This window comes from Mycobacterium montefiorense (assembly GCF_003112775.1).
Lineage (GTDB): Bacteria > Actinomycetota > Actinomycetes > Mycobacteriales > Mycobacteriaceae > Mycobacterium > Mycobacterium montefiorense.
In genome coordinates this window covers 417,302-442,561 of record NZ_BFCH01000002.1, presented here as the reverse complement: position 1 = coordinate 442,561, position 25,260 = coordinate 417,302, and the positions used below count along the sequence as shown (strand labels likewise).

Here is a 25,260-nt window from a genome sequence, read left to right as displayed (position 1 = left end):
GGCACAATCGTAGACATGCAATTGACGCATTTCGGCCATTCCTGCCTACTTGCCGAGTTCGACCACACTAGCGTGCTCTTTGATCCCGGAACCTTCGCGCATGGTTTCGAGGGAATCACCGGGCTGGACGCCATCCTGATCACACACCAGCACCCGGATCATGTCGACCCGGCGCGGTTGCCGGCGCTTATTGCGGCCAACCCCGGGGCCGCGCTCTACACCGATTCGCAAACCGCGGCACAACTGGACGCGCCCTTCCGGGCGGTTCAGGCCGGCGACGAGCTGACGATCGGTGAACTGACGATTCGGGCGCTCGGCGGGCAGCACGCCGTGATCCACCCGGAAATCCCTGTGATAGAGAACCTTTCGTATCTGGTAGGCGACGGCGACCACCGCGCCCGGTTGATGCACCCCGGCGATGCATTGTTCGTGCCCGACGAACCGGTGGATGTACTGGCCGCGCCGGCGGCGGCCCCCTGGATGAAGATCTCCGAGGCCATCGACTACCTGCGCGCGGTGGCTCCGACACGCGCGGTTCCCATTCACCAAGGCATCCTCACTCCCGAGGCCAGGGGTATCTACTACGGCCGCTTCACCGAGATGACCGACACCGACTTCCAGCCGTTGCCCGAAGAAAGCGGCGTCACCTTCTAGCTCGCTCAGCGCACCAGGGCTAGGTGATGTCGTCGGCGGTGCCGCGGCCCGCTGCCCGGCCGCTGAAAATGCAGCCGCCCAGGAACGTGCCCTCCAGGGCCCGGTAACCGTGCACACCGCCACCGCCGAACCCGGCCACCTCACCGGCCGCATACAGGCCCGTCAGCGGCGTGCCGTCATCGGTGAGAACTCGCCCAGCAAGATCAGTCTCGATGCCGCCCAGCGTCTTTCGTGTCACGATATGCAGTTTGACCGCGATCAACGGCCCGGCTTTCGGATCGGTCAACCGGTGCGGCGCCACCACCCGGCCCAGCCGGTCGCCCAAATATCCGCGGGCGGCGCGGATCGCGGTGATCTGACCGTCTTTGCTGAACTTGTTGGCCACCTCGCGATCGCGGGCGGTGACCTCGGCCTCCACCGTCGCATAGTCCAGTGGGACCACATTCGGCAGCTTATTCATGCCGGTTACCAACTCGCGCAACGAATCTGCGCTGACGAAGTCCACACCCCGATCGATGAAGGCTTGAACCGGGCCGGGCGGGCCGGAGCGGGCTCGGTTACGTAGCAGCGCGCGCACGCTCTGGCCGGTCAGATCGGGGTTCTGCTCTTGCCCCGAAAGCGCAAATTCCTTCTCAATGATCTTGGCGTTCAAGATAAACCAGGTGTAGTCGTACCCGGATTTAGTGATGTACTCACATGTGCCCAGCGTGTCGAAGCCGGGATACAGCGGAACCGGCAACCGATTGCCGTCCGCATCCAGCCATAGCGATGACGGGCCGGGGATGATCCGGATGCCGTGCAGCGGCCAGATCGGGTCGTAGTTGGTGATGCCCTCGGTGTAGTGCCACATCCGGTCGGGGTTGATCACGCGGGCCCCGGCCTGCTGGGAGATGCCGATCATCCTGCCGTCCACGTGGGCCGGCACCCCGCTCAGCATCTGCTCGGGCACACGGCCCATTCGCTTTGGCCAGTTCGCGCGCACCAGATCGTGGTTGCCACCGATACCGCCGCTGGTCACGAGCACTGCGGACGCACGAAATTCGAATTCCCCCAATGCCTTTCGCGAAGAGGACACGCCGCGCGGTTCGGTCGATGGCTGCAGCACGGTGCCCCGAACGCCGGTCACCGCGCCACCCTCGACGATCAACTCATCGACTTGGTGCCGGTGGGCGAAGCGGACGGTCGAGCGATCGCGCAGCTGACGCGCGAAAATGTCGACCAGGGCGGGCCCGGTGCCCCAGGTGATGTGGAACCGCGGCACCGAGTTGCCGTGCCCCTGCGCGTTGTAACCGCCACGCTCGGCCCAGCCGACCAATGGAAAGATCTTCAGACCCCGGTCGCGCAGCCAGCCGCGCTTCTCGCCCGCCGCGAAATCCACGTACGCGTGCGCCCACTGCCGTGGCCAGTAGTCTTCTTCCCGATCGAAAGCCGCTGTGCCCAGCCAGTCCTGCAACGCAAGCTCATGGCTGTCGCGTATGCCCAGCCGACGCTGCTCGGGACTGTCAACAAAGAACAGACCGCCAAAAGACCAGAACGCCTGTCCACCCAGATTGGCGCTGTTCTCCTGATCGAGGATCAGCACCCGCAAGCCGCGGTCCACCAACTCGCAGGCGGCCACCAAACCAGCCAGTCCCGCTCCGACGACAATCGCGTCAGCGGCGAAGCCTGCCGCCGAAGAATCGCTCATGTCGCACCAGGGTAATGCCCCCGATCAAGCGATTAATCAGATGACTTAGTCAGGCCGCGTCGAGAACCGCCCTGTCGGGTCGCCAGCGATACACCGTCGGCGTGCACCCGTGCATCGACGCGAGGTCGACGGCGTCCAGCATCGCCTGTAGCGGACCCGGCTTGCGTAACTGACGGGCCGCGACCGCCACCCGCACGATGCCGCCGCGACGGGCGATCCGCTCAGCGGACAGCACCACCAAGCGGCACCACCACGGCTCGGTGAGGAACCCCTCTCCAATGCCGAGTACACGGCTGCGCGCGGTGCTGTGGCGGACCAGATCGGTAATGCCGTGCAAATCCGCTAGCAGGCGAAAACCGTTGTCCGGTAATGCCTTAACGACACCAGGCGAGACGGTCCAGCCCGGCGCGGCGAACAGCCGGGTACGCAGCCCCAGGTATTCGAGCACGCGGTCAGCGGCCATCAGCCGAAGGTTGGCCTCGTGTGCCCGCAGCATGGCGAACTCGGCACGCCGCTTCTTGGTCGCGGCGTCGTCGTAACCGTGCAGCACGATGGCGTCACCGGTGGCCCGCCGGGCAGTAAGCCACTCGACGGTGCGCGGATCGTGGTCAAGCCGGTAGTCGCCGGACAGGCGTGGAGCCACCAGCAACGAAACAGGCACCTTACGCGAATCCATTTGTGCGCAGAACGCGTCGACGTCGGCCAGGGTGCGCTCGCCTATCCCTGAGACCGAGACGATCAATTTTCCAGACACACCCGCAGTTTGACGAGCGCAGGTGTCGAGATGGTGAAGGACACGCAGACGGCAAGCGTATATCGACGCGTATGCCAGATGTCACTCGCGGGCTGGAATGCGGCTTTCGCGCAACGGAGTTGGGCCGTCGACTCCGATCGCGGCGCGCACCACGCAACGCACCACCGCGCGACCGCCGCACAGCGGCACGCCGGCAGCTGACGCGGACCAACCCCAGATTCCGAAATCGGTTCGATATGCTAAGCAACGCCATGGACAAGGCCCGTTCCGCAGCGGGCGACGCTGCGCTGCCCACCACCCCCGCCGGGCTGTTGGGCGCCGAGGAACGTAGTTATCCCGACAAGCTCGACGCCCAGCTGTTGCGGATTTCCGGCGTGTGCCTGCTCGCCACGATCATGGCGATCCTGGACGTCACGGTCGTCACCGTCACGCAGCGCACCTTCATCGCCGAGTTCGGATCCAACCAGGCGGTCGTCGCATGGACGATGACCGGCTACACGCTCGGGTTGGCGACCGTTATCCCACTGACCGGATGGGCGGCCGACCGGTTCGGTACCAAACGACTCTTCATGGGCTCGGTGGTGGCGTTCGTGCTGGGTTCGCTACTGTGCGCGATAGCGTCAAATATGTTGCAACTCATTATATTTCGCGTGATTCAGGGTATCAGTGGCGGCATGTTAATGCCGCTGGGATTCATGATAATGACGCGCGAAGCGGGCCCCGGGCGCCTCGGCCGGCTGATGTCGATATTGAGCATCCCGATGCTGCTCGCTCCGATCGCCGGCCCAATCCTGGGCGGCTGGCTGATCGACACCTCCAGTTGGCGATGGATCTTTTTGATCAACCTGCCAGTCGGGCTGGCCACATTCCTCGCCGCCGGAATCGTGTTCCCCCGGGACCACCCCGCTCGGTCGGAAACGTTCGATGTAATCGGCGGGCTGCTGCTCTCGCCCGGACTGGCGACGTTTCTGTTCGCGGTTTCGTCGGTCCCACGCTGCGGGACGGTCGCCGATCGCCGTGTCTTGATCCCCGCGGCAATCGGCCTGGCGCTGATCGCCGCATTCGTTGTGCACGCGTTGCGCCGCGCGGATCACCCACTCATCGATCTGCATCTGTGCCAGAACCCGGTGCTCACCAGGGCCAATGTGACGATGCTGCTGTTCGCCGCCGCCTTCTTCGGCGCTGGCCTGCTGCTTCCGAGCTATTTCCAGCAGGTGCTGCACCAGACGCCGATGCAGGCCGGAGTGCACCTGATCCCGCAGGGGCTCGGCGCGATGGTGACCATGCGGTTGGCGGGTCCGCTTGTGGATAGACAGGGACCGGGCAAGTTCGTGCTGATCGGTATCGCGCTGATCATCGCGGGACTGGGCACGTTCGCTTTCGGCGTGGCCAGGCACGCCGGCTACGCACCTACTCTGCTGGTCGCGCTGACGATCATGGGCTTGGGGATGGGTTGCACCATGATGCCGCTTTCGGTGGCCTCGGTGCAGGCACTGGCGCCGCACCAGATCGCCCGCGGGACGACTCTGATGAGCGTCGGCCACCAGGTGGGCGGGTCGGTGGGCACCGCGCTGATGGCGATGATCCTGACCAACCAGTTCGACCGGAGCGAAGACATCGTCGCGGCGAACAAGCTTGCGGCGCTGCAACAGAAGGCCGCGATCAGCGGTGTCCCCGTCGATTCGTCACAAATACCACACCAGTCACTGGCCCCCGGCTTTTCGACTAATCTCTTGCACGATCTTTCGCACGCCTATACGTCCGTATTTGTGGTCGCAGCGATATTGGTCGCATTTACCATCATCCCGGCGTCATTTCTGCCAAAAAAGCCGGCGACTCAAACAATCGCACAATAGCATCGATCGATGCTTGAACAGCACTGTTGCCCTCCGTGAATGGTGTTACAGAAATGGTCGCGAGCATTGATTAGACAGGTCCTGAGAAGATGACGGATGCGCACAAATCGCAGCCCGGTGGGCCGTAAATAGCCGATTTTCCCCGGGAATTACAGCTTGGGGATACCGGGAAAGCCGCAAAATCGCAGGTCCGTCTTCGATATGCTCGGCCGCATGCTCAGCGACGCCATGGAAGGAGCCCATTCCGCAGCCCCCAGCGTCGCGGTGCCCTACGCTTCCACCGGACAGGCGGTTGCGAGCGGTCGCGACTATCCCGACAAGCTGGATGCCAAGCTGCTCCGCGTCGTCTTTATCTGCGGGCTGGCCGCTGTGATGGCGGTGCTGGACAGCACCGTCGTCGCGGTCGCCCAAGGCACCTTCGTCACGCAGTTCAATTCCAGCCAGGCGGTCGTTTCCTGGACGGTGGCCGCCTACATGCTCGCCTTTGCGACCGTGATCCCGGTGACCGGATGGGCGGCAGACAGGTTCGGCACCAAACGTCTGTTCATCGGTTCGGTACTGGTGTTCATGCTGGGCTCGCTGTTGTGCGCGATAGCGCCAACCATCATGCTGCTCATCGTATTTCGGGTGATCCAGGGTATCGGTGGCGGCATGTTAATGCCGCTGAGCTTCGTGATCCTGACTCATGAGGCGGGTCCGAAGCGCGTCGGCCGGTTGATGGCGATCGGGGGAATTCCAATCCTGCTCGGTCCGATCGGCGGGCCCATCCTGGGCGGCTGGCTCGTCGGCGCCTACGGCTGGGAGTGGATCTTCCTGATCAACCTGCCGATCGGGCTGCTCGCGATCGTCCTCGCAGCAATCACCTTTCCCAAGGATCGCCCAGCCCCGGCCGAAAAACTCGACATCGTCAGCGTGCTGCTGCTGCCGCCGGGTGTCACGCTGTTTTTGGCCGGAGTGTCATCGATCCCGGCGCAGGGCACGATCACCGCTCCCGCCGCGTTGGTGCCGACGATCATGGGGCTGTTGCTGGTCGCGGCATTCGTCCTGCATTCCTTCCGCACCGACCATCCGCTGATCGACCTTCGCCTTTTCAAAAATCGCGTGGTCACCCACGCCAACCTCGCCCTGCTGGTATTCGGTGCCCCGTTTGTCGGGCTCGGGCTGCTGGTCCCGAGTTACTTCCAAGTCGTGATGCACCAAACACCGATGCATTCCGGGCTGTATCTGCTGCCGGTCGGCCTGGGCGCGGTCTTGACGATGCCGCTCGCCGGGGCATTCATGGACAAGCGCGGACCCGGCCTGATGGTGCTGATCGGCCTTCCGACGATGGCGGTGGGTCTAGGCATCTTCACCTACGGTGTCGCCACGGAAGCCGCCTACAATCCGACGCTGCTGATCGGGCTCGCGGTGATGGGCCTGGGCGTCGGCTGCACCACGACGCCGCTGTCGGCGGCGGTCCTGCAGTCACTGGCCCCGCATCAGGTCGCTCGCGGCACCACGCTGGTCACCGTCAACCAGCAGGTGAGCGGATCGATCGGGGCTGCGCTGCTGGGCGTGATTCTGACGCAGCTGTTCGCCCACAACGAAACTCTGGTGACGGCGAGCAAGCTCGTCGCGGCCCAACAGCAAGCCAGCGGGCAACGCATGCCGATCGAGGCCTCGTCATCGGCCTGGAAAAGCATGGGCCCCGATTTCGCGAACAACGTGACGCACGGTTTCTCCCACGCCTACACGGCGGTGTTCGTGGTGGCGGTCGCGTTGCTGGTGCTGACGATCATCCCGGCAGCGTTTCTGCCGATGAAGCGGCCGGAGCCGGAGCGGGACCCCGAGCCCGCCGAAGCGCCGGCCGACTGACCCGGCTCAGCCCTCGAACAGCATCGTCGCGATCCGCAGTACGGATTCCATCGGGTCGGTCTCTTTGACCTGAGCACTGACCGCGTCGTTGAGCCACAGCATCGAAAACCCATGCACCAGAGACCATGCCGCCAACTGCGCGGCCGCGGGGTCGGCCTGCGCATGGGGATCGCGCAGCGTCGCCACGCCGCGCGCCAACTCGGCACCGGCGGCGGCTTCCGCGGCGGCCAGGTCGGCATCCTCGACGTCGAGCAGCGACTTGTTCAACATCACCTGATAATGGCCGGGATGGTCTAGAGCGAACCGCACGTAGGCCAGCGCCGCGTCGGCGAAGTGACCGCGAGCGCTTTTCAGCGCCTGCGCCAGCAGCGCAAAGCCCTGTGCGGCGAGCGCGGTGAACAGGCCGCGACGATCGACGAAGTGGTGAGCCGGCGCGGCATGTGACACGCCCGCGTCGCGGGCCAGTTCGCGCAACGACATCCGGTCCGCGCCGCGTTGCGCCACCAGGCGCGCGGCTTCGCTCAAGATCACCGTGCGCAGGTCACCGTGGTGGTAATTCGGACGGTCCATAGCGGCGAGCATACCGACCGAACTTGACAGTGGCTAGATAAGGGTTCTAGCGTGAGCGTTGATCTTGTCGTTGTCTAGATTGGAGAACTGAGATGGCTCCGCTGATCACCCTGCTGCTCGGCAGCATTGCCGCTTGGGTTATCGGCCGGCTCGGCGTCGATTACGTCACCGGTTGGACCGCGGCGATCACCGTCGGGCTGGCCGCCATGTTCGTCCTGACCGGAATCGCACACTTTGCGCCGCCCATGCGTCGCGACCTGATCGCGATCGTGCCGCCCCGGTTGCCCGCGCCGGGCCCGCTCGTCACCGTCACCGGCGTGCTGGAACTGCTGGGCGCCGCGGGGCTGCTGCTCCCCGCGACCCGAACCGCGGCGGCCGTGTGCCTGCTGGCGCTGATGCTGGCGATGTTTCCGGCCAACATCTACGCGTCCCGGATGCCCAATCCGCCCAAGTCGATGACCACGCGGCTACCCGGGCGAATCGCCACCGAGATTGTTTTCCTCGCCGGCGCCATCGCGGTTGCCGTCGGCAGCGGCTAGCAGCCACGCATATTGGAATGCCGTTTCCTGCCAGCCCCGGTAGCGTCCACTGACGCCACCATGGCCCGCGGCCATCTGCGTCTTGAGTAGCACCGGGTTACCGCCTGCGTTGGCGTGCCGCAACGAGGCGACCCACTTCGCCGGCTCCACGTAGAAGACCCTGGTGTCGTTCAACGACGTCATCGCCAGGATGGCTGGGTAATTCTTGGTCTCGACGTTCTCGTAGGGCGAATACGACTTCATGTATGCGTAGACTTCGCTGTCGCTCAAGGGATTTCCCCATTCGTCCCACTCGGTGACGGTCAATGGCAACGAGGGGTCCAGGATCGTGGTCAGCGGGTCGACGAACGGGACCTGAGCGAGAATTCCGGCGAACAGATCCGGCGCCAGGTTGGCCACCGCACCCATCAGCAACCCGCCCGCACTGCCGCCCAAGGCCACGAGCTGCCGCGGGCGCGTCACTCCCGAATCCACCAAATGCTTTGCTGCCGTGACGAAGTCGGTAAAAGTATTCTTCTTTTCCAGCAGCTTTCCGTGCTCGTACCATAGCCGGCCCATCTCTCCCCCACCGCGGACGTGGGCGATGACAAAGGCCATGTCCCGGTCCAGTAACGACAATCGCGCGATGGAGAAGGCAGGGTCCGTGCATATCTCGTAGGCGCCGTAGCCGTATATGAGTGTGGGTGCCGGAAATTCGAGGCCGGCCCGGTGCACGATCGACACCGGAATCCGAGTGCCGTCGGCAGCCACTGCCCAGTCGCGTCGTTCGACGTAGTCGGTTGGACGGTAGTCGCCGAGTACCGGTTGTTCACGTAGCAGCGTGCGCTCCCCGGTACCCAGGTCGACGTCGTAGACCCGCAACGGCGTGACAAGAGACCCGGCCCTGATCCGCAGCTTGGGCGAAACCCAGTTCGGATTGCCACCCAGCCCCGACGACATCAGCTCCGAATCGAACCCAATCTCCTCGGGCTCCCCGTAGTCACCATCGGAACTGATGGGCCACAACTGGATTCGCGGCAACGCCGCACGCCGATAGCTGACCACCAGATGGCCGGCAAAGGCATCCGCAGCTTCCAGCCGAACGTCGTCGCGATGCTGAATCAGGGTGCGTTGCTGCGCGGGATCGCTGACCGGCGCTTCGGTCAGCGTGAAGTTCACCGCACCATCGTTGTGCAGGATCAGGAATCTGTCCTGCCCTCCGACCACCGCGTGCTCGACCGAGTATTCGATACCTTCTCGACGTGGCAGCACGATAGTGAACTCAGCCTGCGGATCCGCGGCATCGGCGTAGCGGACCTCCGAGGTGACCGACGATCCCGAGGCGATGAAGACGTACGCCTCGCTTCGGCTCAGGCCGGCCCCGACCCAGAATCGTTCGTCGGCTTCGTGATACACCAATTCCGACGGCTCCCCGGAGCCCAGCCGATACCGCCACACTTTGTCCGGGCGGTGGGCATCGTCCAGGGTCAGGTAGTACACGGTGCGATCGTCGGCAGCCCATGTCACCCCGCCCGCGATGTCGGCGATCTCGTCCGAGTACTTCTCGCCGGTGCGTAAGTCCTTGAACCGCAGTGTGTACCGCTCGTCGCCGATGATGTCGACCGAGTAAGCGAGCAGATTGGCATCCAAGCTGACCAGCGCAGCGCCCAGGGCGAAGAAGTCGTGACCATCGGCCTCTTCATTCGAATCCAGCAGAATCTGCTCGCCCGGTATTTCCGTGTTCTCGTCCAGAACCGGCGGATTCCAATCATCGGGATCTGTTACCGGGCAACGGCACTGGACGCGGTACTGCTTTCCCTCGAAAGTTCGCGCGTAGTACCACCAGTCACCTTGTCTGGTCGGCACCGACAGATCAGTCTCCTTGGTGCGCGCCTTGATCTCGTCGAAGATCTTTTGCCGCAACGGTTCAAGGTGGGCAAGGCTCTGGTCGACGTAGTCGTTCTCGGCCTCGAGGTAGGCGATGACTTCGGGGTTCGACTTTTCGCGCATCCACTCGTACGGATCGACGAAAACATCGCCGTGGTGCTCGCGTGTGGTGTCGACTCGTTTAGCTAAGGGTGGTGACGGGATCTGGGTATCGGACCCTGTCATGCGCTCGGGCCAATCCAGTCGCCGAAACTCAAACCGGAAATCCGTTCGTAGGCATTGATATAACGGTCACGAGTGGCGGCGATGATGTCATCGGGCAGCGGTGGCGGGGGTTCCGAGCCGTGGCGGTCCCAGCCAGATTCGGGGCTGGTGAGCCAATTGCGGACGAATTGCTTGTCGAAACTGGTCTGAATCACCCCCACCTGGTAATCCTGGGCAGGCCAGTACCGCGAGGAGTCCGGGGTGAAGATTTCGTCGGCCAGCAACAGGTTGCCATTGCGGTCGGTGCCGAATTCGAACTTGGTGTCGGCGATGATGATTCCCGTCGTCAGCGCGTGATCGGCGGCCTGGACATAGATCTGCAGCGTGCGGTCGCGCAGTTGGTTCGCGACCACCGGACCCACCAACTCGATCACCCGGTCGAAGGCTATGTTCTCGTCATGGTCGCCCAGTGCGGCTTTGGTCGCAGGAGTGAACAACGGTTGGGCGAACTTGCTTGCCTCGACCAGCCCCGGCGGCAGCGTGATGCCGCAGACCTTGCCGGTCGCCTGATAGTCCAGCAGCCCCGAGCCGGTCAGATACCCGCGGGCCACACACTCCACCGGCATCATCTCGAGCTGGCGCACCACCAGCGCGCGTCCCAGCACCTCGCCGGGGATGCGCGGGTCGTCGGGGGGACCGGCCAGATGGTTGGGGGCCTCGACGAGGCCGAAGAAGAACACACTCATCGCGGTCAGGATGCGGCCTTTGTCCGGGATCGTGCTGTCCAGGACAAAGTCGTACGCCGATATCCGGTCGCTGGCGACCAGCAAGAGGTGCTCTTCATCGACGCGGTACAGCTCGCGGACCTTGCCGCTGGCCAAATGCTGATAGTCGGACAGTGCAGGGCGCATCCGGTCAGCCTATCGGGAAACCCACCCCGGGCCCGGAGCTGTGCTGGGATCGAGGTTATGAGATCGCGCTTTTTGCCCTACGCCACCACGCCCGGCCGATTGCTGGCCCAGCTGTTCAGCGACGCCGCCATCGTCGTATGGACGGCGATCTGGTTGCTTGTCGGCACCGCCGTCTACGACGCCATCTCGACGATCGCGCAAGCCGGTCGGCAAGTCGAGGACGGCACCCACAGCATCGCGGGCAACCTTGCCTCAGCGGGTCATGGCGCGCAACACATTCCGGTCGTCGGCGATACCGTCAGCAAACCGCTCAATTCGGCAAGCCAGGCGGCAGTCGATATCGCGGGCGCCCTACACGAGCTCGACACCACAGCGGGCTGGCTCGCGGTGCTGCTTGCCTTGGCCGTCGTTGCACCGCCGATCCTCATCGCAACCGCGCCGTGGCTTTACCTTCGGCTGCGGTTCTTCCGGCGCAAGTTGACGGTGACCGCCCTGGCCGCCACCCCGGCCGGCGAACAGCTGCTGGCGCTGCGGGCACTGACCAACCGTGCACCGGGGAAACTGGCCGCCATCAATGCGGACCCGGTCGGCGGGTGGCGGCGCGAGGATCCTTTCACGATCCGGGCGCTGGCAGCCCTCGAGCTGCGCTCGGCGGGGATCGCGCTTCGCGCGCGCTAATCCCCCGCGATCGCACGCCGGGCGCGTAGCAGCCCGGCGATCGCCACAATCAGCCACGCCGCCAACGCGTCCCAGCAGAAGACCAGCGACACGGTGATCAGCGATCGATGCCCAAGTTCCGCCGCCATCGTGTAGCTGGCCGCCGAGTACATGCCCAGCGGGAACACGAACGCCCACCACACACCGGCGAAGTGCAGCATCTCGGGGCGATGACTCATCCGATGCAATCCGAAGTAGATCAGGGGCGGTATCCACAGTGTGGCCGCCAGCCAGGTCACCACCGTGACGACAAGCACCGGCCCGGACAGCCAAGCGGGCGCCAGGCGGTGGATGTTGTCGCCGGCCAACGTCGCAATGGCCAAGCCGCCCATCAGGATCCAGGTATCGGGCTCGAACCCGGCCCGGTGCTGCCACTCGGCGACCGTGCGCCACAGGATCAGCCAGGTCATCAGCGCGTAGATGCACAGCGCCGCCACCCAGACGAACACCGCCGCCGAAAGCCACCAGTGCTGCGGCGGGTACCGGGCAACCTTGCTGGCGACGATCGCCAGACCGGAGGTCCCCACGCTGGCCAGCTCCCACGCCCCATGGGCCTGCCGTCGCAGCGCCGACCACCCTCGCGTGGACATGTTGCGGGCACTGAGTGCGACCAGCACCAGCCAGGACGCCAGTGCGGCCAGTCCCAGCACCCATAGCAATGCCGGCTGGCTTGCCAGCCGGCTGTCCAGCACCGCGCAGGCGGCGACAAACGTGAACAGCCGCAACGTGACATCGGGATCGGTGAAGTCCCAGCGCGCAAGCCGGCGCGTCACGATGACCAACGCGACCAGGACCAAAAAGCCGAGCGAAGCGAGGACGCCGAGTGCTTGGCTGATCACCCCGTAGTGGTGGTTGCCCGCAGCGATCGACAGAATTCCGGTCGCCATCACCGCGGCGAACACATCGGGTGACGGCTCGAAGTCGGCGAGCCGGAACCTCACGATTCCTCGAGCAGTTCCACGACCAGATGCCGGATGCCGGTGTGGCGGTTACTTCGCGTCCATTCGACAGGCCGCACCACCCGCACGGCGCCGAAGCGTGACAGCAGCTCCTCGAACAGGACCCGCAGTTCCAGGCGCGCCAAGTTCGCGCCCAGGCAGTAGTGCACGCCCTGGCCGAATCCTAAGTGCGGATTGGGCTTTCGGCCGATGTCGAACTCGTCTGCGCGGTCGAAAACGTCGGCGTCGCGGTTGGCCGATCCCTCCCAGATCTGCACCTTCTGTCCGGCTGCGATCGACTGGCCGCCGAGTACGACGTCGCGGGCGGCGGTGCGCCGCTTGGATGGCGACGGCGATGTCCAGCGCACCATCTCCTCGACCGCCGTCGGGAGCTTGCCGAAATCCGCTCGCAGCGCGTGTAATTGGTCGGGATGTTCGGCCAATGACAGCAGCCCACCGGCAACCGCGTTACGGGTGGTCTCCGCACCGGCGCTGAACAGCAGGCTGAAGAACAGATAGACCTCAAGATCGGACGGCGCTGGCCCATCCACCTCGTCGACCGTCGCGTTGGCGACGACCGACAACATGTCGTCGGTCGGGTTGGCGCGTTTCGAGGCGATCAGCTCCTGGCCGTAGCCGTACATCCGTGAACCTGCTTCTTCGGCGGACAGCTGGGAAAGCGCCGCCTTGCGCGCGCCACCGAAGTCGAACTGCGGCTCGATAGCCTCGAATAGCCAATGTCGTTCGGATTCAGGCACTCCCAGCAGGATGCAGATCATCTGCATCGGCAGTTCCGCGGCGATATCGACGAGGAAGTCGAACGGTTCGCCCGGTACCACGTCATCCAGCAGCCGTCGCGCCCGGGCCCGCAGGTCGTTCTCGACGGAGGAGATCATTCGCGGCGCCAGCCCGGAGCTGACCAATCGGCGGATCTGTGAGTGCCGCGGATCGTCCATCATGTTGAGCACCTGGCCCGCGATGGCCAGGTCCTGCAACAGCGTCCCGCCGAACGGCCGAGCGCCGCCGGTCACCGATGAGTACGTCACCGGATCCTTCAGCACCGCAAGAGTTTCCGCGTAGGACGCGACCGACCAGAAACCCTCTGCGTCGGGGGTGTTATCGGTCGGCTCGTGCCAATATACCGGCGCCTCGCGGCGGTGCACGGCGAACAACTCGTGCGGAAAACCGTTGGCGAAGTTATCCAGGTCGGTGAAGTCGATCCCCGACAGCGCGGCAGCCAGCGTCACAGGATCGCGCCCGGTGCGTATTTGGCCGCGTCCGGGTAGCGGCCCACCAACGTGTCGACCATCGCAGCGACCTCATCGACCTGATCGGCGGCGGCGCCGGTGAACGCCTTTCTGTCGGCCAGCGCGGCGTCCAGCGCCGTACGGTCCAGTGGCAGCCGCTCGTCGGCGGCCAACCGGTCGAGCAGATCGGGTTCGGCACCGCGTTCTCGCATCGCCAGCGCCGTTGCCACCGCATGTTCGCGGATCACGTGATGCGCGGCCTCGCGGCCCATGCCCGCGCGCACAGCCGCGATCAACACCTTGGTGGTGGCCAGGAATGGCAAATAGCGATCCAGCTCGCGCTCGATCACCGCCGGGTAGGCACCGAACTCGTCGAGCACCGTCAAGAACGTCTCGATCTGGCCGTCGATGGCAAAGAAGCTGTCCGGCAAGGTGACTCGGCGTATCACCGAGCAGAACACGTCGCCTTCGTTCCACTGCGCGCCGGCCAGCTCGGCGGCCATCGAGGCGTAGCCACGCAGCACCACCTGCAGTCCGTTGACGCGTTCGCAGCTGCGGGTGTTCATCTTGTGTGGCATCGCCGACGAACCGACCTGCCCTTCCGCGAACCCCTCGGTGACGAGTTCGTGCCCGGCCATCAGCCGGATGGTGTGGGCCATCGACGACGGCCCCGCGCCGAGCTGCACCAGCGCTGAGAGCACATCGTGATCCAGCGAACGTGGATACACCTGTCCGACGCTGGTCAAAACGGTTGCAAAGCCCAGGAATTCAGCGACACGACGCTCGAGCGCGGCCAGCTTGGCTGCATCGCCGTCCAACAGGTCGAGCATGTCCTGCGAGGTGCCCATCGGGCCCTTGATTCCGCGCAGCGGATAGCGGTCGATCAACTCGCGCAGCCGCGTCAACGCGATCAGCGTCTCTTGCGCCGCCGAGGCGAATCGCTTGCCCAGCGTGGTGGCCTGCGCGGCGACGTTGTGGCTGCGTCCGGCCATCACCAGATCGCGATAGGTCACGGCCCGCTCGGCGAGCCGTGCGACCACCGCCACGCCATGGGTAAAGACCAGCTCCAGCGACCGTCGGATCTGCAGCTGCTCGACGTTCTCGGTCAGGTCACGGCTGGTCATCCCTTTGTGCACGTGCTCGTGACCGGCCAGGCCGTTGAATTCCTCGATGCGCGCCTTGACGTCATGCCGGGTCACCCGTTCGTGCGCCGCGATCGAGGCCAGGTCCACGTCCTCGAGCACCCGCTCGTAATCGGCGACCGCTTCGGCGGGCACCGGAACACCGAGTTCCGTCTGCGCCCGCAACACGGCCAGCCACAGCCGCCGCTCCGCGACGACCTTGGCCTCCGGCGACCAGATCCCGACCATCTCGGCGCTTGCGTAGCGGGCGGCCAGCACATTCGGAATGCTCACAAGCACACAGTTTACGGTCGCGGTCATACCCTGTGGGGATGTACTACGCCGGGGTCGACCTCGCGTGGGGCACTCGCAACCCGACCGGTGTCGCCGTCGTCGACTCCGAGGGCGACCTGGTGAGCGCCGTCGCGGTCCGCGACGATGACGAAATCCTCGCGGCATTGCGCCCTTACGTAATCGGGCATTGCGTGGTCGGATTCGATGCACCCCTGGTGGTGAACAACCCCACTGGTCAGCGCCCAGCCGAAACCGCACTCAACCGCGACTTCCGCAGATTCGAGGCCGGCGCGCATCCGGTCAACACCGGGAAGCCCGAGTTCGCCAACGGGGCGCGCGGGGCGCGGCTGGCCGAGAAACTGGGGCTCGACATGGATCCACGGTCCTCGACCGCGCAGCGCGCGATCGAGGTCTACCCGCACGCGGCAACCGTCGCGTTGTTCCGGCTGGAGCGGACCTTGAAATACAAGGCCAAGCCCGGCCGTACCCTCGAGCGGCTCAAGTCCGAGCTGCTGTTGCTGATGGACGGCGTCGAGCGGCTCGCCACTACCGACGTGCCGTTGCGCGTCACCGACCACCGCGACTGGGTTGCGCTACGCAAACAGGTGACGATGGCGCAGCGCAAGAGCGATCTACGTCGCGCCGAAGACCCGATCGACGCCGTGCTCTGCGCTTACGTCGCGATGTACTCCCAGCGCTGCCCGGGCCGCATCACGATTTACGGAGACGCCGCCAGTGGGTACATCGTGACGCCGTCATTGCCTGCCGAGCTGACCGGCCAGTGATTGGTCAGATCCGCACGGGTCGTTCGTCGATGGGTGCGAGCACGTCGATGATGTCGATCACGGTGCCCATTGCCGAGGTGCGCGGATCGCGGCCCTCGACCAGCGCGGAAACCACCGAGCCATCGACGGCGCAGATCAGTGTGCAGATCAACTCGATACGCACGGCGCGGCCGGATCGCTCGATCGCCTCGGCGACCGCATCGGCACGCTGCCGCAAACTGCGACGCATGGTTTCGCGCAAAGCGGTCAGTCGGGTGCAGGCGATGTTTCGCTCGTATCGCGATATCAGCTGCTCGACGAGTGTCTGATCGGAGAGGTCGCCCACCAGCAGGTCGACCAGCACCTCGGCGGTGGTCTCAGGGCCGCGGCGCCGGCGGGACAACGCGTTGACACGCGCGCGCAGCTGAGCCACCTCGATCATCGCGATGTGTTCGACTGCCCGTGCGATCAAGTCGTCCAGAGAAGAGAAGTAGTAGGTAGTCGACGCCAATGGCAGACCGGCCCGCTGTGCGACCGCTCGGTGCCGCACCGCTTCGAACCCGCCTTCGGCAAGCAGCTCGGCGGCAGCGCTCACCAGCGCATACCGTCGACGTTCTCCTTTCGGAGTAACCGCTGCAGTCACGAGTAGCCATCGTGCCAGCCAAAGTGGTACTGCATTGCCATTTCCGCTAAACGCCCATGGCATGATGGCCCGCATGCCCGACTTGAGCCGCCGCTCCGTGCTCGGTCTTGGTGCCGGCGCGGCTATAGGTGCAACGGGCGCATTTGCGCTCGACAACCTATTGCACAGCACAACATCTCGCAGCATCCCGGTATCGAGGGCCAGCACGCAGGTTCCAATGGCGCCGCCCACCGCACCGCTCGACCCGGCTCCCGCGGGGGACCCGGCGCCGACCATGACGACCGGCTCCTTCGTATCGGCGGCACGGGGTGGGATCTCGACCAACTGGGCGATCGCACGGCCGCCGGGACAGACCAAGCCGCTGCGGCCGGTGATCGCGCTGCACGGCAAGGGCAGTGACGCGGCCACCGTGATGGCCGGCGGTGTCGAGCAGGGGCTGGCCCAAGCCGTCAATGCCGGACTACCGCCATTCGCGGTCGTCGCCGTCGACGGCGGCGGTAGTTACTGGCACAAGCGGGCTTCCGGCGAGGACTCCGGTGCGATGGTGCTGTCAGAGCTGATTCCGATGCTGGACAGCCAACATCTGGACACCTCGCGAGTGGCGTTCCTGGGTTGGTCGATGGGCGGCTATGGCGCCTTGCTGCTCGGCGGTCGGCTGGGACCCGCACGCACCGCGGCGATCTGCGCGGTGAGCCCGGCGCTGTGGATGTCTTCGGGGGCGGCGGCACCCGGTGCATTCGACGGCTCCGATGACTTCGCCGCGAATTCGGTGTTCGGAATGCCGGCGCTGGCATCGATTCCGATCCGGATTGATTGTGGCGACAGTGATCCGTTCTACGACGCGACCAAGCAGTTCATCGCCCAGCTGCCCAACCCGCCCGCGGGTGGCTTCTCCCCCGGGGGGCACAACCCCGCCTTCTGGAGTTCGCAGCTGCCGGCCGAACTCACCTGGATGGCACCACTGCTGACGGCCTAGGCCGTCGAGCCGCGAGCGTAATGTCACACAGCGGAGTATGGCGCCGAAAATCGTCGCGGCGCTACGCTCGCGGACGTGAGCGCACCCTTCGACTGGAACTTCCCGTATGCCTGGCCACGAACGCCCGTTCTGGGGGCAAACGTCGTGTGCACATCGCAGCCACTCGCCGCCCAAGCGGGTCTGCGGATGCTCGCCCAGGGCGGCAGCGCCGCCGACGCGGCCATCGCCACCGCCATCACGCTGACAATCGTGGAGCCGGTGTCCAACGGCATCGGCTCGGATGCCTTCGCCATCGTATGGGATGGCAAACAGCTACACGGCCTCAACGCATCTGGCCGTTCACCGGCCGCGTGGACGCCAGAGTATTTTGGCGACAACGGCGTTCCCGCACACGGCTGGAACTCGGTGACCGTGCCAGGAGCGGTGTCAGCATGGGTTCAGTTGCACGCCAAATTCGGCAAGCTCCCCTTCGAGCGCCTCTTCGAGCCGGCGATCTCCTATGGCCGCAACGGCTTTCCGGTCTCACCGGCCATTGCGCAGCAATGGGATGCGCAGGTGCCGCTGTTCAAATCTCAGCCTGGGTTCGCCGACGCCTTCCTGCCCGGCGGGCGAGCACCCAAGGCCGGTGAGCTTTTTCGGCTTCCCGCGCACGCGGACACACTCGAGAAGATCGCGGCCACCCACGGCGAGGCTTTTTATCGCGGGGAACTTGCGGCCCGACTCGACGCGCACGCAACGGCGAACGGCGGCGCAATGCGGGCCAGCGACCTCGCCGCTCACCGCGCCGATTGGGTGAGCACGATCAGCGGTGCCTACCGGGGCTATACCGTCCACGAGCTGCCGCCCAACGGGCAGGGCATCGTGGCGTTGATAGCGCTCGGGATCCTCCAACAGTTCGACATGGCCTCGCTACCAGTCGATTCCGCGGACAGCGTACATCTGCAGATCGAAGCGCTCAAACTGGCTTTCGCCGATGCGCAGGCCTATGTCTCCGACATCGACCACATGCCGCTGCGCCCCGAGAACCTGCTGGACGCCGAGTATCTCAAGCAGCGGGCCGCGCTGATCGACCGCAACCGAGCCAAGCCGGCGTCGGCGGGTACCCCGACCGGCGGCACCGTATATCTCACCGCTGCCGACGCCTCAGGCATGATGGTGTCGATGATTCAGTCGAACTACCTGGGATTCGGGTCCGGCGTGGTGGTACCCGGCACAGGCATCTCACTGCACAACCGCGGATCGGCTTTCGTTGCGAATCAAGGACATCCGAATCAGGTCGGGCCGAATAAACGCCCCTACCAGACGATCATCCCCGGCTTCGTGACCAGAGATGGCGCGCCGGTGATGAGCTTCGGCGTGATGGGCGGTCCGATGCAACCCCAGGGCCACGTGCAGGTGATGGTTCGTATCGCCGACTATGGCCAGAACCCGCAGGCGGCCTGCGACGGCCCGCGGTTCCGCTGGGTGCAGGGCATGCAGATCAGTTGCGAGCAGGGGTTTCCGGCGTCAACGCTCGACGAGCTGCGGCAGCGCGGGCACGACCCGCTCTCCGTGGACGACTACAACGCATTCGGCAGCTGCCAGGCGATCTGGCGCCTCGACGACGGGTACCTTGCGGCCAGCGATCCGCGTCGCGACGGCCAAGCTGTGGCTTTCTAAAGTCGGATCTTGCCCTCTTGCGCGACTCGATCCGCCTGCCGGATAACCGGATTGACGCGCTCCCCGCTATAGCACTACCCCCGACACCCGGTGCCCGATTGCAGCGAGACTAGCGGGCTGATCGTCCCCGACGACGCCGTCACCGAAATCCATCAGCGCTCATGCAGCATCTACAGCGGCAAAGTCAACCGCTGCGCGATCCTGGACTGCTGCTACCAGACGATCGCGGACCAAACATTTCACGACAACGCCGACTTTCGGGCGGACCACATGTGCTGTCAAGAATTGGAGAAGGTCGCCGTGCCGGTGGCGGGAACCGCAGACGTGTAGAGAATGTTGCTGAGGAACACACTTCGCGAGCCCGGAACCCAATCGTAGGTCCGTTGCGTGGTGTTGTGCTGAAGGAGCTGGGTGTATAGGTATCCCTGGTAGAGAAAGCCTTTCTTGCCGGCCGGGACGGTAAAGGTCATCGTCTCGGAGATCGATTTATTGTATTGAGCAGTGAACGAGATGCTCATGCCGAGCTTGATCGAATCTTTCTCGACAATGAAATTTACTTCGGCTTGAAACTCGATCGAGAAGGTGACTGTCGTGGACAGGCTGAATCCAGTTGTGACGGTCTTGCCCCAGGAACTTTCCACGCTCGAGGCGGTGTTATCGAGGCAGCCGATGTTCTGCAGATCAGGTGCGTAGAGCACCGCTGCCATCGGGTTGGGGTCAGATGGTGTGATCTGGAGCGAGTTGTTGAAGGTGTCCTGGGCTATTGGGGGGAAGCGCCGTATAAATCTTGAGCTGGTATTGAGGAACGGGTTCAGGCCTCGCCATTTGTGTCGAGAGGGAAGTCATGATCAATTACTCCTTACCGGGCAGAGGTTGCAGTCATCTGCGAGCTGATTGCCGATCGTGGTGGTGTTATTGTCGCCGTAAACTGAGGGGTAAAACATGGAGCGAGTCCACACCTCGAAGGAGGTGGTGTGGGTTTTATGCTTCTTCGATTTGTAGTTTTGGACTTGCAACCGCCATGTAACGTCGATCACCCCGACGCCGTCGCAATCGGTCACATTGCCCTGACTGTTGAATGTGGGATTGTCGGCGAAAAAGATGACCCGCTCCGAATCCTTTCCACCATTTGCTGTCCGACTGTCATAGTCGGATGAGCCTTCGTGCATGGTGGGATTCATAACGTTCGCCAACGCAGCTTCCAGGCTAGGGTGGTCCATACCCTTCACGGTGGTCGCCGAAATATTGTCGGCCAATTCGCTGTACTGCTTGGTGACCGCGTCAGAGGTGGACAAATCATTGGTGTAGGGAAAGTACGCGCTATAGTTCAGTCCCCACCGCTTGTCCGGTTGCTGGCCCTTATGGCAGCTGTACCTATCAACCTTCCCGCTCTTGCTGCTCAAACAATTGAATGTAGCCTGATTAATCACGTCGGAGAGCCCGTCGGACCACGGGCCGATTTGTGGTCCGTCTTCAGCCATCCAATCTGCAGTCGCGACAGCCTGGATATCTTTAAGGCTCAACTTGACCAGCATGAGAACACCGTAGGGATTGTCCCGGGCTAGGTCGTGGGCGAAAGCGGCGGCATCGGACTCCTCCCACGTCGCCTTGGTGAGCTGATTCACGTACTCCACGCCGCCCGGGTTGTCCTTCAAGATATGGCGATAAAAGTTGGCCGCATCAGGCAGCGACGCAGCCTCAGCAACGCGCGCATGGCTGACGGAATCAAACCCGAGGTGAGACACTGCGTCGAGGAACTGACCGGCCTCGGCCTGCAATGCTCTCCCTAACCCCTCAACTCGCGCGCCGATGAAGAAACCTTGGCTATCACCTGGCTGCTGCTGTGGGAAATTCGACCGCACCTCACCGATGAATTCCACGAGCTGACTATCGGAGGTCTGCTCACAGGTCAGGCCGACGTCGTTTAGCGACTGCTTCAACACCGGAACTCTGACCTGGCTAGCCGTGGCGGGCGTGATCTCGATTTGTTCACTACAACCGGGTACCGGCTCAGGCTTTCGATTCGATTTCATACCTCATGATCTCCTTACCTTGTAGCTTGAAAAAGCTCCACTGCAAAATGTTCGAATATGCGTAAAGATCACAGAAGCCCTCAAAAATGTTCGAGTGACGCTACGATTTAAATGGCGGGCCCACCCGCATCTCCTTCCTTACGCAGACATATTGATATGGACAAGTCGACCTGGCCTGCCAATGTGGACAAGATCGCCTGACGACACGTATCCAGAAGTTCTCAGATCACACGCATTTACTTTGCGTATGCTTATTGCACACCCTGATAAATTCGATGCGCAATGGTCTGGTCCGCTGAGCGGACGGGCAGCAGCTCGTGTTGGATTTTTTTAACGCAACACTCGCCCGGTGTCGCCGTCTTAGACCGCAGCTTTGAGCACGAACAAACCGTCGGCAACATCGAACGAATCTTGGAGATAGCAGCCTTCCGCGTTGATGCACCTTCATTCTTGCGAGGGTGCATGTAGTGACGCACCAGGGTCTCCCGGAGACGCGGGCCAGCATCAAATCGATGATGGCCAGCCTAACGCCGAGGTTGAGCAGATCATTGAAATGGTCGAGACAGCAACGTCGTCTTCGTGCGAGAGAGCAACCCTCAGCTAACCGCTTCGATATACGAGTTACGCGCCCTGTCGGGGCCGCCATCACCGAGATCCGGGGCCGGAGTCGTTGCGCGGGAATTGCTGCACAGCAGCAGAATTGGCCGCAAATGCGAAACCGGTCCGCACGCGTCGCGGAGATGGTGAACTCCACGCCGCGGGAACTGACCTCCGATCCGCGGCGAGATCGTGCTGCCCTTGGCGGGCACGACTACCGGGTTCCCCGCGTGAGTGTGCCCGGTGGATTCAACCAGCGCTTTGCACACCGCGTGTTGCTTCCAAATGAAGCCGTTGGCTGATGTCTTTAGCAGCGAGCACGACAAGGTCTTTGAGGCCCGAAGGCAGCACGGGGCCGACAACTAGCGCAGAAACCGCGGCGGCACACCGGTCGTCGCTACGCCAGATCGGCGCGGCCAACCAACGGATACCTTCGGTGGTGTCCTGGTCGTCGGTGACGAATGGTCGCCAATCCCTGAGATCTGACTGCAGACGTTGGTGCCAACTGCTTCCGCATTGGCCACTACTCGCACCATTGTCGCCGGCCGTGGCGAGGAGTACCCGCGCAACCGCAGTGCCCGGTAGGGATTCTGCATCCAGGTCACTCGGCGGTAGCCAGAAGCGACCCCGGGCCGCTGCCGCGGTGACAAGCTGGACGCGCTCTTCGCATAGTACGTATGCTGCTGCTGCAGTGTTGGCCGTCTCAGCAAGGCTGCGGATTGGCCCGTAAGCCGCATTGCGCAGCTGTGGATCGGGTTGCCAACGCCGGCCCAGCCGGGCAACCGTCGGTCCAATGAAGTAACGGTGGTCAATGCTTTGGGCTGCACCAACTTTGACGAGTTGCTCGACCAGCCGATACACGGTGGTTTTGGCCAACCCGGTTTCGCGCGAAAGCTCCGTCAGACCCAGTCCGTTGTCGGCTTGGCTGAGCACGTTGAGTAGCGTGAAAGCACCCTCGAGAACGCCTCGGCCGCATGGCACTTTCGCGACATTGCCGTCCCCGACCATCAACAAGCCTTACGCCGCGCTGGCGCCGGCAACGGCGCGCGGCGGAGTCGGGAACAGAAATTGTGCCTTGCGACACTGCGCTTCTCCAAGATTCACCCTTCCGCGTTGCTAGTCCGCCGCGTCTTATAACGGAAAATCGAGGCGCCGTCCCGTCGCTGATGCTGGCCGTCAGACGTAGTGGCGCTTTGACCGCATGAAGGAGATGTATGCATCCGCCTAGCATTGCCCCACTCGCTGTGTTGATGATGACGTCGAAAGCAGCACCAGAAATCTCCGATCTCCCTATCCGTTCGGGCAGCATTACTTTGGCTCGACCATTCAGCACTGAGGTACGGCCATTACGCGCGCATATATTGCGTGCCTTCACATTTAGCACGCAATAGGGTGGTCCGCTGAACGGACCGTTCGCGGCCTTCGGAAGATCCTCGCTGCATCAGTTCGCCGACACCGACGCACAACGGCATGCGCTTGGCTGTAACATCGAGGAAAAGAACATGTAAATCCCGTCTCGTCACCAGCATTGCAAAGACACACCAGACAAAGTCCGATCGTCGTCGGACCATTCACGATCCACGTTCGCACCGAGTGTAGTGCCGCATCGCGAGTTGCACTGGCCGAGCCGGATACTCATAGGATTTGACAAATCAGTGCTGCGCTACGCGCTGCGCGCCGCCAACGTTTCTGCCGTACATAACCGCGCCCGTGATTACCGGTCCGCTCAGCGGCTCGCGCTCTTTTGCGTGCCCACGGCTGGGTGTGCAATTGGGCACGCACGGAAATATTGATAGGTGAAAATCCCTCACACAGTGCAACCTGCGCAGATCGCTTTCGTGCTGGCGGGCGCAATCTGATGGGTCGTCATCTGAATCGGCCGGAGGTTGCCCTGCCCATGGGATTCTTAATGTCGCCCGCTGACGCGCTGTTCCTCATCGCCGAACGACCGCAACGTCCGCTCCACGTCGGCTCCGTTGCGTTGCTCGGTCCGCCCGAGGATGCCAAAGGATGTCACTTGCGAGACATGGTCACTGCAGCGCTAGCTCGCGAACGGGCCGCGCCCGAGTGGAGGCTGCGCCCGCATCGATCGCTTCGTTCGCTCGGGCAATGGCATTGGCGCACCGACCCCGAAATCGATCTGAGCTATCACGTAAGGATTTCGGCATTGCCCGCACCAGGTGGCCTCACCGAGTTGTGGGATCTGGTTTCGCGCCTGCATAGCGAGCTGCTCGACCGTACCCGCCCGCTGTGGCAGTTCCACTTGATCGAAGGCCTCGACGATCAACGGTGCGCCGCCTACATCAAGACTCATCCTGCATTACTTGCTAGGGTCTCGCTGGCACGGCTGGTGCAGCAAATCGTTGGCACCGACCCGAATCGGCGTGGCATGCCAGCCTTCTGGGAGACCGCCGAGCAGACTGGGCCACACAGCCTAACCCCACCCGTGGGCGGCAGCGATTGGCTGGACACGATCCAGGCTACGTGGGTGATGCCGAAGATGCTCGCGGGCGACGGCCTGCGCAACGCTGCTCGGGGCGCACTCGCCGCGGTCGCAGGGATGGCGGGGATGGCATTACCGCTCGCAGACACCACCTGGCGTGCAGCGTGCCGCCGAGGCGGTCCCCTGACTCTGGCCGCCCCGCGCAGCCCGCTCAATGTGCCAATCAGTGGCAATCGGGCCTTCGCGGGCTGCAGCTTCTCGATCGAGCGGCTGCAGCGAGTTGCCGCGCGCACCGACGCCACGATCGACGACGTTGTGCTGGCTATGTGCGCCGGGGCACTACGTCAGTACTTAACCACGCGCAACGCGTTACCATCAATGCCACTGGTGGCGATGGTGCCAATCGTAGTGCCCGGCAACCACCCTGCCGACAGGACAAATCCGGACACCGACTCCAAGCTCGGATTGCTGATGTGCTCATTGGCCACGCACTTGGCCAACCCTGCAGAGCGTCTGCAGGCCGTATGCGAGGGCATGCGCGAAGGCTTCACCGCGCTCGCCGCCCGTAGCCAAACACAGGTACTGGCGATGAGCGTGCTCGGCGCTACACCACTCGCATTGGCAATAACTCTGGGCCGTCCGATAACACTCTTGCACCCTCCAAATGTCATGATCTGCAATCTGTTCGGTCTTCGCGGCCCGCTGTACTGGAACGGTGCTCGCCTCGAAGCGCTCTACCCGTTGTCGGTTCCTGTCAGCGGGCAGGCGCTGAACATCAGCTACACCCGCATCGATAACCAGCTAACCTTCGGCCTGACCGCCTGTCGGTCGGCAGTCCCCGCGATCAACAGCCTGGCTGATCTCCTTGGCCGTGAACTTGAAATCCTGGACACTGCTTCACGATTCAGGATAAGACGCCAAATCAATTGAGGC

21 protein-coding genes are annotated in these 25,260 nt (G+C 63.7%); 9 read left to right on the top strand and 12 right to left on the bottom strand.

Annotation, left to right across the window (positions count from 1 at the left end; all coding sequences use genetic code 11):
- Nucleotides 1-15: 15 nt before the first annotated feature.
- Nucleotides 16-654 carry an MBL fold metallo-hydrolase gene (locus DB708_RS03195; RefSeq protein ID WP_108920463.1) on the top strand — a complete coding sequence of 213 codons (639 nt, stop codon included), beginning with the start codon at nt 16-18 and terminating at the stop codon, nt 652-654.
- Nucleotides 655-673: 19 nt separating this feature from the next.
- Here the strand turns inward: DB708_RS03195 and DB708_RS03190 are convergent, their stop codons facing one another.
- Together DB708_RS03190 and DB708_RS03185 are read right to left on the bottom strand one after the other, a co-directional pair.
- Nucleotides 674-2,341, bottom strand: a complete 1,668-nt coding sequence (locus DB708_RS03190; protein WP_108920462.1) for an FAD-binding dehydrogenase — start codon at nt 2,339-2,341, stop codon at nt 674-676.
- A 49-nt stretch (nt 2,342-2,390) separates the two neighbouring features.
- Nucleotides 2,391-3,095: a DUF2334 domain-containing protein gene (locus DB708_RS03185; RefSeq protein ID WP_108920461.1), complete on the bottom strand. Its 705-nt coding sequence runs from the start codon at nt 3,093-3,095 to the stop codon at nt 2,391-2,393.
- Nucleotides 3,096-3,331: 236 nt separating this feature from the next.
- On the opposite strand from DB708_RS03185, the gene DB708_RS03180 reads away from it, so the two are divergent.
- A complete protein-coding gene (locus tag DB708_RS03180) occupies nt 3,332-4,951 on the top strand; it encodes a DHA2 family efflux MFS transporter permease subunit (protein WP_235616594.1) in 1,620 nt (539 codons plus the stop codon).
- Between the two features lie 213 nt (nt 4,952-5,164).
- On the top strand, nt 5,165-6,805 hold the full coding sequence (locus DB708_RS03175; protein WP_108920578.1) for a DHA2 family efflux MFS transporter permease subunit: 1,641 nt from the start codon (nt 5,165-5,167) through the stop codon (nt 6,803-6,805).
- A gap of 6 nt (nt 6,806-6,811) precedes the next feature.
- On the opposite strand, the gene DB708_RS03170 is transcribed toward DB708_RS03175, so the two are convergent.
- The gene (locus tag DB708_RS03170) at nt 6,812-7,375 is read right to left on the bottom strand and encodes a TetR/AcrR family transcriptional regulator (protein ID WP_108920459.1); all 564 of its coding nucleotides are present in this window, start codon (nt 7,373-7,375) and stop codon (nt 6,812-6,814) included.
- Between the two features lie 92 nt (nt 7,376-7,467).
- On the opposite strand from DB708_RS03170, the gene DB708_RS03165 reads away from it, so the two are divergent.
- Nucleotides 7,468-7,914 carry a DoxX family protein gene (locus tag DB708_RS03165; protein WP_108920458.1) on the top strand — a complete coding sequence of 149 codons (447 nt, stop codon included), beginning with the start codon at nt 7,468-7,470 and terminating at the stop codon, nt 7,912-7,914.
- Here DB708_RS03165 and DB708_RS03160 read toward each other — a convergent pair.
- Together DB708_RS03160 and DB708_RS03155 are read right to left on the bottom strand one after the other, a co-directional pair.
- Nucleotides 7,843-10,005: a S9 family peptidase gene (locus tag DB708_RS03160; RefSeq protein WP_108920457.1), complete on the bottom strand. Its 2,163-nt coding sequence runs from the start codon at nt 10,003-10,005 to the stop codon at nt 7,843-7,845. The genes DB708_RS03165 and DB708_RS03160 overlap by 72 nt on opposite strands.
- Entirely contained in the window at nt 10,002-10,895 is an 894-nt protein-coding gene (locus DB708_RS03155; RefSeq protein ID WP_108920456.1) for a phosphoribosylaminoimidazolesuccinocarboxamide synthase, read from the bottom strand. Before DB708_RS03155 ends, DB708_RS03160 begins: the two co-directional genes overlap by 4 nt.
- A gap of 57 nt (nt 10,896-10,952) precedes the next feature.
- On the opposite strand from DB708_RS03155, the gene DB708_RS03150 reads away from it, so the two are divergent.
- Entirely contained in the window at nt 10,953-11,573 is a 621-nt protein-coding gene (locus tag DB708_RS03150) for a hypothetical protein (protein ID WP_108920455.1), read from the top strand.
- Here the strand turns inward: DB708_RS03150 and DB708_RS03145 are convergent.
- Genes DB708_RS03145 through purB form a run of 3 tightly spaced genes read right to left on the bottom strand, consistent with a single transcriptional unit; the run spans nt 11,570 to nt 15,212 of the window.
- The gene (locus tag DB708_RS03145) at nt 11,570-12,553 is read right to left on the bottom strand and encodes a tellurite resistance/C4-dicarboxylate transporter family protein (protein WP_108920454.1); all 984 of its coding nucleotides are present in this window, start codon (nt 12,551-12,553) and stop codon (nt 11,570-11,572) included. The two genes, DB708_RS03150 and DB708_RS03145, sit on opposite strands and share 4 nt — an antisense overlap.
- Nucleotides 12,550-13,797 (bottom strand): cytochrome P450, encoded by a 1,248-nt coding sequence (locus tag DB708_RS03140; protein WP_108920453.1) that lies wholly within the window; start codon nt 13,795-13,797, stop codon nt 12,550-12,552. Before DB708_RS03140 ends, DB708_RS03145 begins: the two co-directional genes overlap by 4 nt.
- Nucleotides 13,794-15,212 carry an adenylosuccinate lyase gene (purB, locus tag DB708_RS03135; RefSeq protein ID WP_108920577.1) on the bottom strand — a complete coding sequence of 473 codons (1,419 nt, stop codon included), beginning with the start codon at nt 15,210-15,212 and terminating at the stop codon, nt 13,794-13,796. The genes DB708_RS03140 and purB overlap by 4 nt, the downstream gene beginning before the upstream one ends.
- Before the next feature lie 38 nt (nt 15,213-15,250).
- On the opposite strand from purB, the gene DB708_RS03130 reads away from it, so the two are divergent.
- The gene (locus DB708_RS03130; protein ID WP_108920452.1) at nt 15,251-15,997 is read left to right on the top strand and encodes a DUF429 domain-containing protein; all 747 of its coding nucleotides are present in this window, start codon (nt 15,251-15,253) and stop codon (nt 15,995-15,997) included.
- A 4-nt stretch (nt 15,998-16,001) separates the two neighbouring features.
- Here DB708_RS03130 and DB708_RS03125 read toward each other — a convergent pair whose 3' ends face one another.
- Nucleotides 16,002-16,619, bottom strand: a complete 618-nt coding sequence (locus DB708_RS03125) for a TetR/AcrR family transcriptional regulator (RefSeq protein ID WP_372510740.1) — start codon at nt 16,617-16,619, stop codon at nt 16,002-16,004.
- A 61-nt stretch (nt 16,620-16,680) separates the two neighbouring features.
- Between DB708_RS03125 and DB708_RS03120 the strand changes: the two genes are divergently transcribed.
- Together DB708_RS03120 and DB708_RS03115 are read left to right on the top strand one after the other, a co-directional pair.
- Nucleotides 16,681-17,595 (top strand): alpha/beta hydrolase-fold protein, encoded by a 915-nt coding sequence (locus DB708_RS03120; protein WP_108920451.1) that lies wholly within the window; start codon nt 16,681-16,683, stop codon nt 17,593-17,595.
- Nucleotides 17,596-17,670: 75 nt separating this feature from the next.
- Nucleotides 17,671-19,254 carry a gamma-glutamyltransferase family protein gene (locus tag DB708_RS03115; protein ID WP_108920450.1) on the top strand — a complete coding sequence of 528 codons (1,584 nt, stop codon included), beginning with the start codon at nt 17,671-17,673 and terminating at the stop codon, nt 19,252-19,254.
- A 278-nt stretch (nt 19,255-19,532) separates the two neighbouring features.
- Here DB708_RS03115 and DB708_RS03105 read toward each other — a convergent pair whose 3' ends face one another.
- From DB708_RS03105 to DB708_RS03095, 3 genes are all read right to left on the bottom strand, one after another.
- The gene (locus tag DB708_RS03105) at nt 19,533-19,961 is read right to left on the bottom strand and encodes a hypothetical protein (RefSeq protein WP_108920448.1); all 429 of its coding nucleotides are present in this window, start codon (nt 19,959-19,961) and stop codon (nt 19,533-19,535) included.
- Between the two features lie 141 nt (nt 19,962-20,102).
- On the bottom strand, nt 20,103-21,287 hold the full coding sequence (locus tag DB708_RS03100; protein ID WP_133250970.1) for a lectin: 1,185 nt from the start codon (nt 21,285-21,287) through the stop codon (nt 20,103-20,105).
- 846 nt (nt 21,288-22,133) lie between these two features.
- Nucleotides 22,134-22,892: a helix-turn-helix domain-containing protein gene (locus DB708_RS03095; RefSeq protein WP_108920446.1), complete on the bottom strand. Its 759-nt coding sequence runs from the start codon at nt 22,890-22,892 to the stop codon at nt 22,134-22,136.
- Nucleotides 22,893-23,646: 754 nt separating this feature from the next.
- On the opposite strand from DB708_RS03095, the gene DB708_RS03090 reads away from it, so the two are divergent.
- Nucleotides 23,647-25,257 (top strand): wax ester/triacylglycerol synthase family O-acyltransferase, encoded by a 1,611-nt coding sequence (locus DB708_RS03090; protein ID WP_338103925.1) that lies wholly within the window; start codon nt 23,647-23,649, stop codon nt 25,255-25,257.
- Nucleotides 25,258-25,260 lie beyond the last annotated feature (3 nt).

Excerpts from the sequence above, each read along its gene's own strand:
- DB708_RS03100 (WP_133250970.1), bottom strand. The coding sequence starts at position 21,287 with ATGAAATCGAATCGAAAGCCTGAGCCGGTACCCGGTTGTAGTGAACAA.
- DB708_RS03180 (WP_235616594.1), top strand. The coding sequence starts at position 3,332 with ATGCTAAGCAACGCCATGGACAAGGCCCGTTCCGCAGCGGGCGACGCT.
- DB708_RS03150 (WP_108920455.1), top strand. The coding sequence starts at position 10,953 with ATGAGATCGCGCTTTTTGCCCTACGCCACCACGCCCGGCCGATTGCTG.
- DB708_RS03130 (WP_108920452.1), top strand. The coding sequence starts at position 15,251 with ATGTACTACGCCGGGGTCGACCTCGCGTGGGGCACTCGCAACCCGACC.
- DB708_RS03165 (WP_108920458.1), top strand. The coding sequence starts at position 7,468 with ATGGCTCCGCTGATCACCCTGCTGCTCGGCAGCATTGCCGCTTGGGTT.
- DB708_RS03120 (WP_108920451.1), top strand. The coding sequence starts at position 16,681 with ATGATGGCCCGCATGCCCGACTTGAGCCGCCGCTCCGTGCTCGGTCTT.
- DB708_RS03170 (WP_108920459.1), bottom strand. The coding sequence starts at position 7,375 with ATGGACCGTCCGAATTACCACCACGGTGACCTGCGCACGGTGATCTTG.
- DB708_RS03155 (WP_108920456.1), bottom strand. The coding sequence starts at position 10,895 with ATGCGCCCTGCACTGTCCGACTATCAGCATTTGGCCAGCGGCAAGGTC.
- DB708_RS03175 (WP_108920578.1), top strand. The coding sequence starts at position 5,165 with ATGCTCAGCGACGCCATGGAAGGAGCCCATTCCGCAGCCCCCAGCGTC.
- DB708_RS03105 (WP_108920448.1), bottom strand. The coding sequence starts at position 19,961 with ATGGCAGCGGTGCTCTACGCACCTGATCTGCAGAACATCGGCTGCCTC.
- DB708_RS03095 (WP_108920446.1), bottom strand. The coding sequence starts at position 22,892 with ATGGTCGGGGACGGCAATGTCGCGAAAGTGCCATGCGGCCGAGGCGTT.
- DB708_RS03190 (WP_108920462.1), bottom strand. The coding sequence starts at position 2,341 with ATGAGCGATTCTTCGGCGGCAGGCTTCGCCGCTGACGCGATTGTCGTC.
- DB708_RS03195 (WP_108920463.1), top strand. The coding sequence starts at position 16 with ATGCAATTGACGCATTTCGGCCATTCCTGCCTACTTGCCGAGTTCGAC.
- DB708_RS03160 (WP_108920457.1), bottom strand. The coding sequence starts at position 10,005 with ATGACAGGGTCCGATACCCAGATCCCGTCACCACCCTTAGCTAAACGA.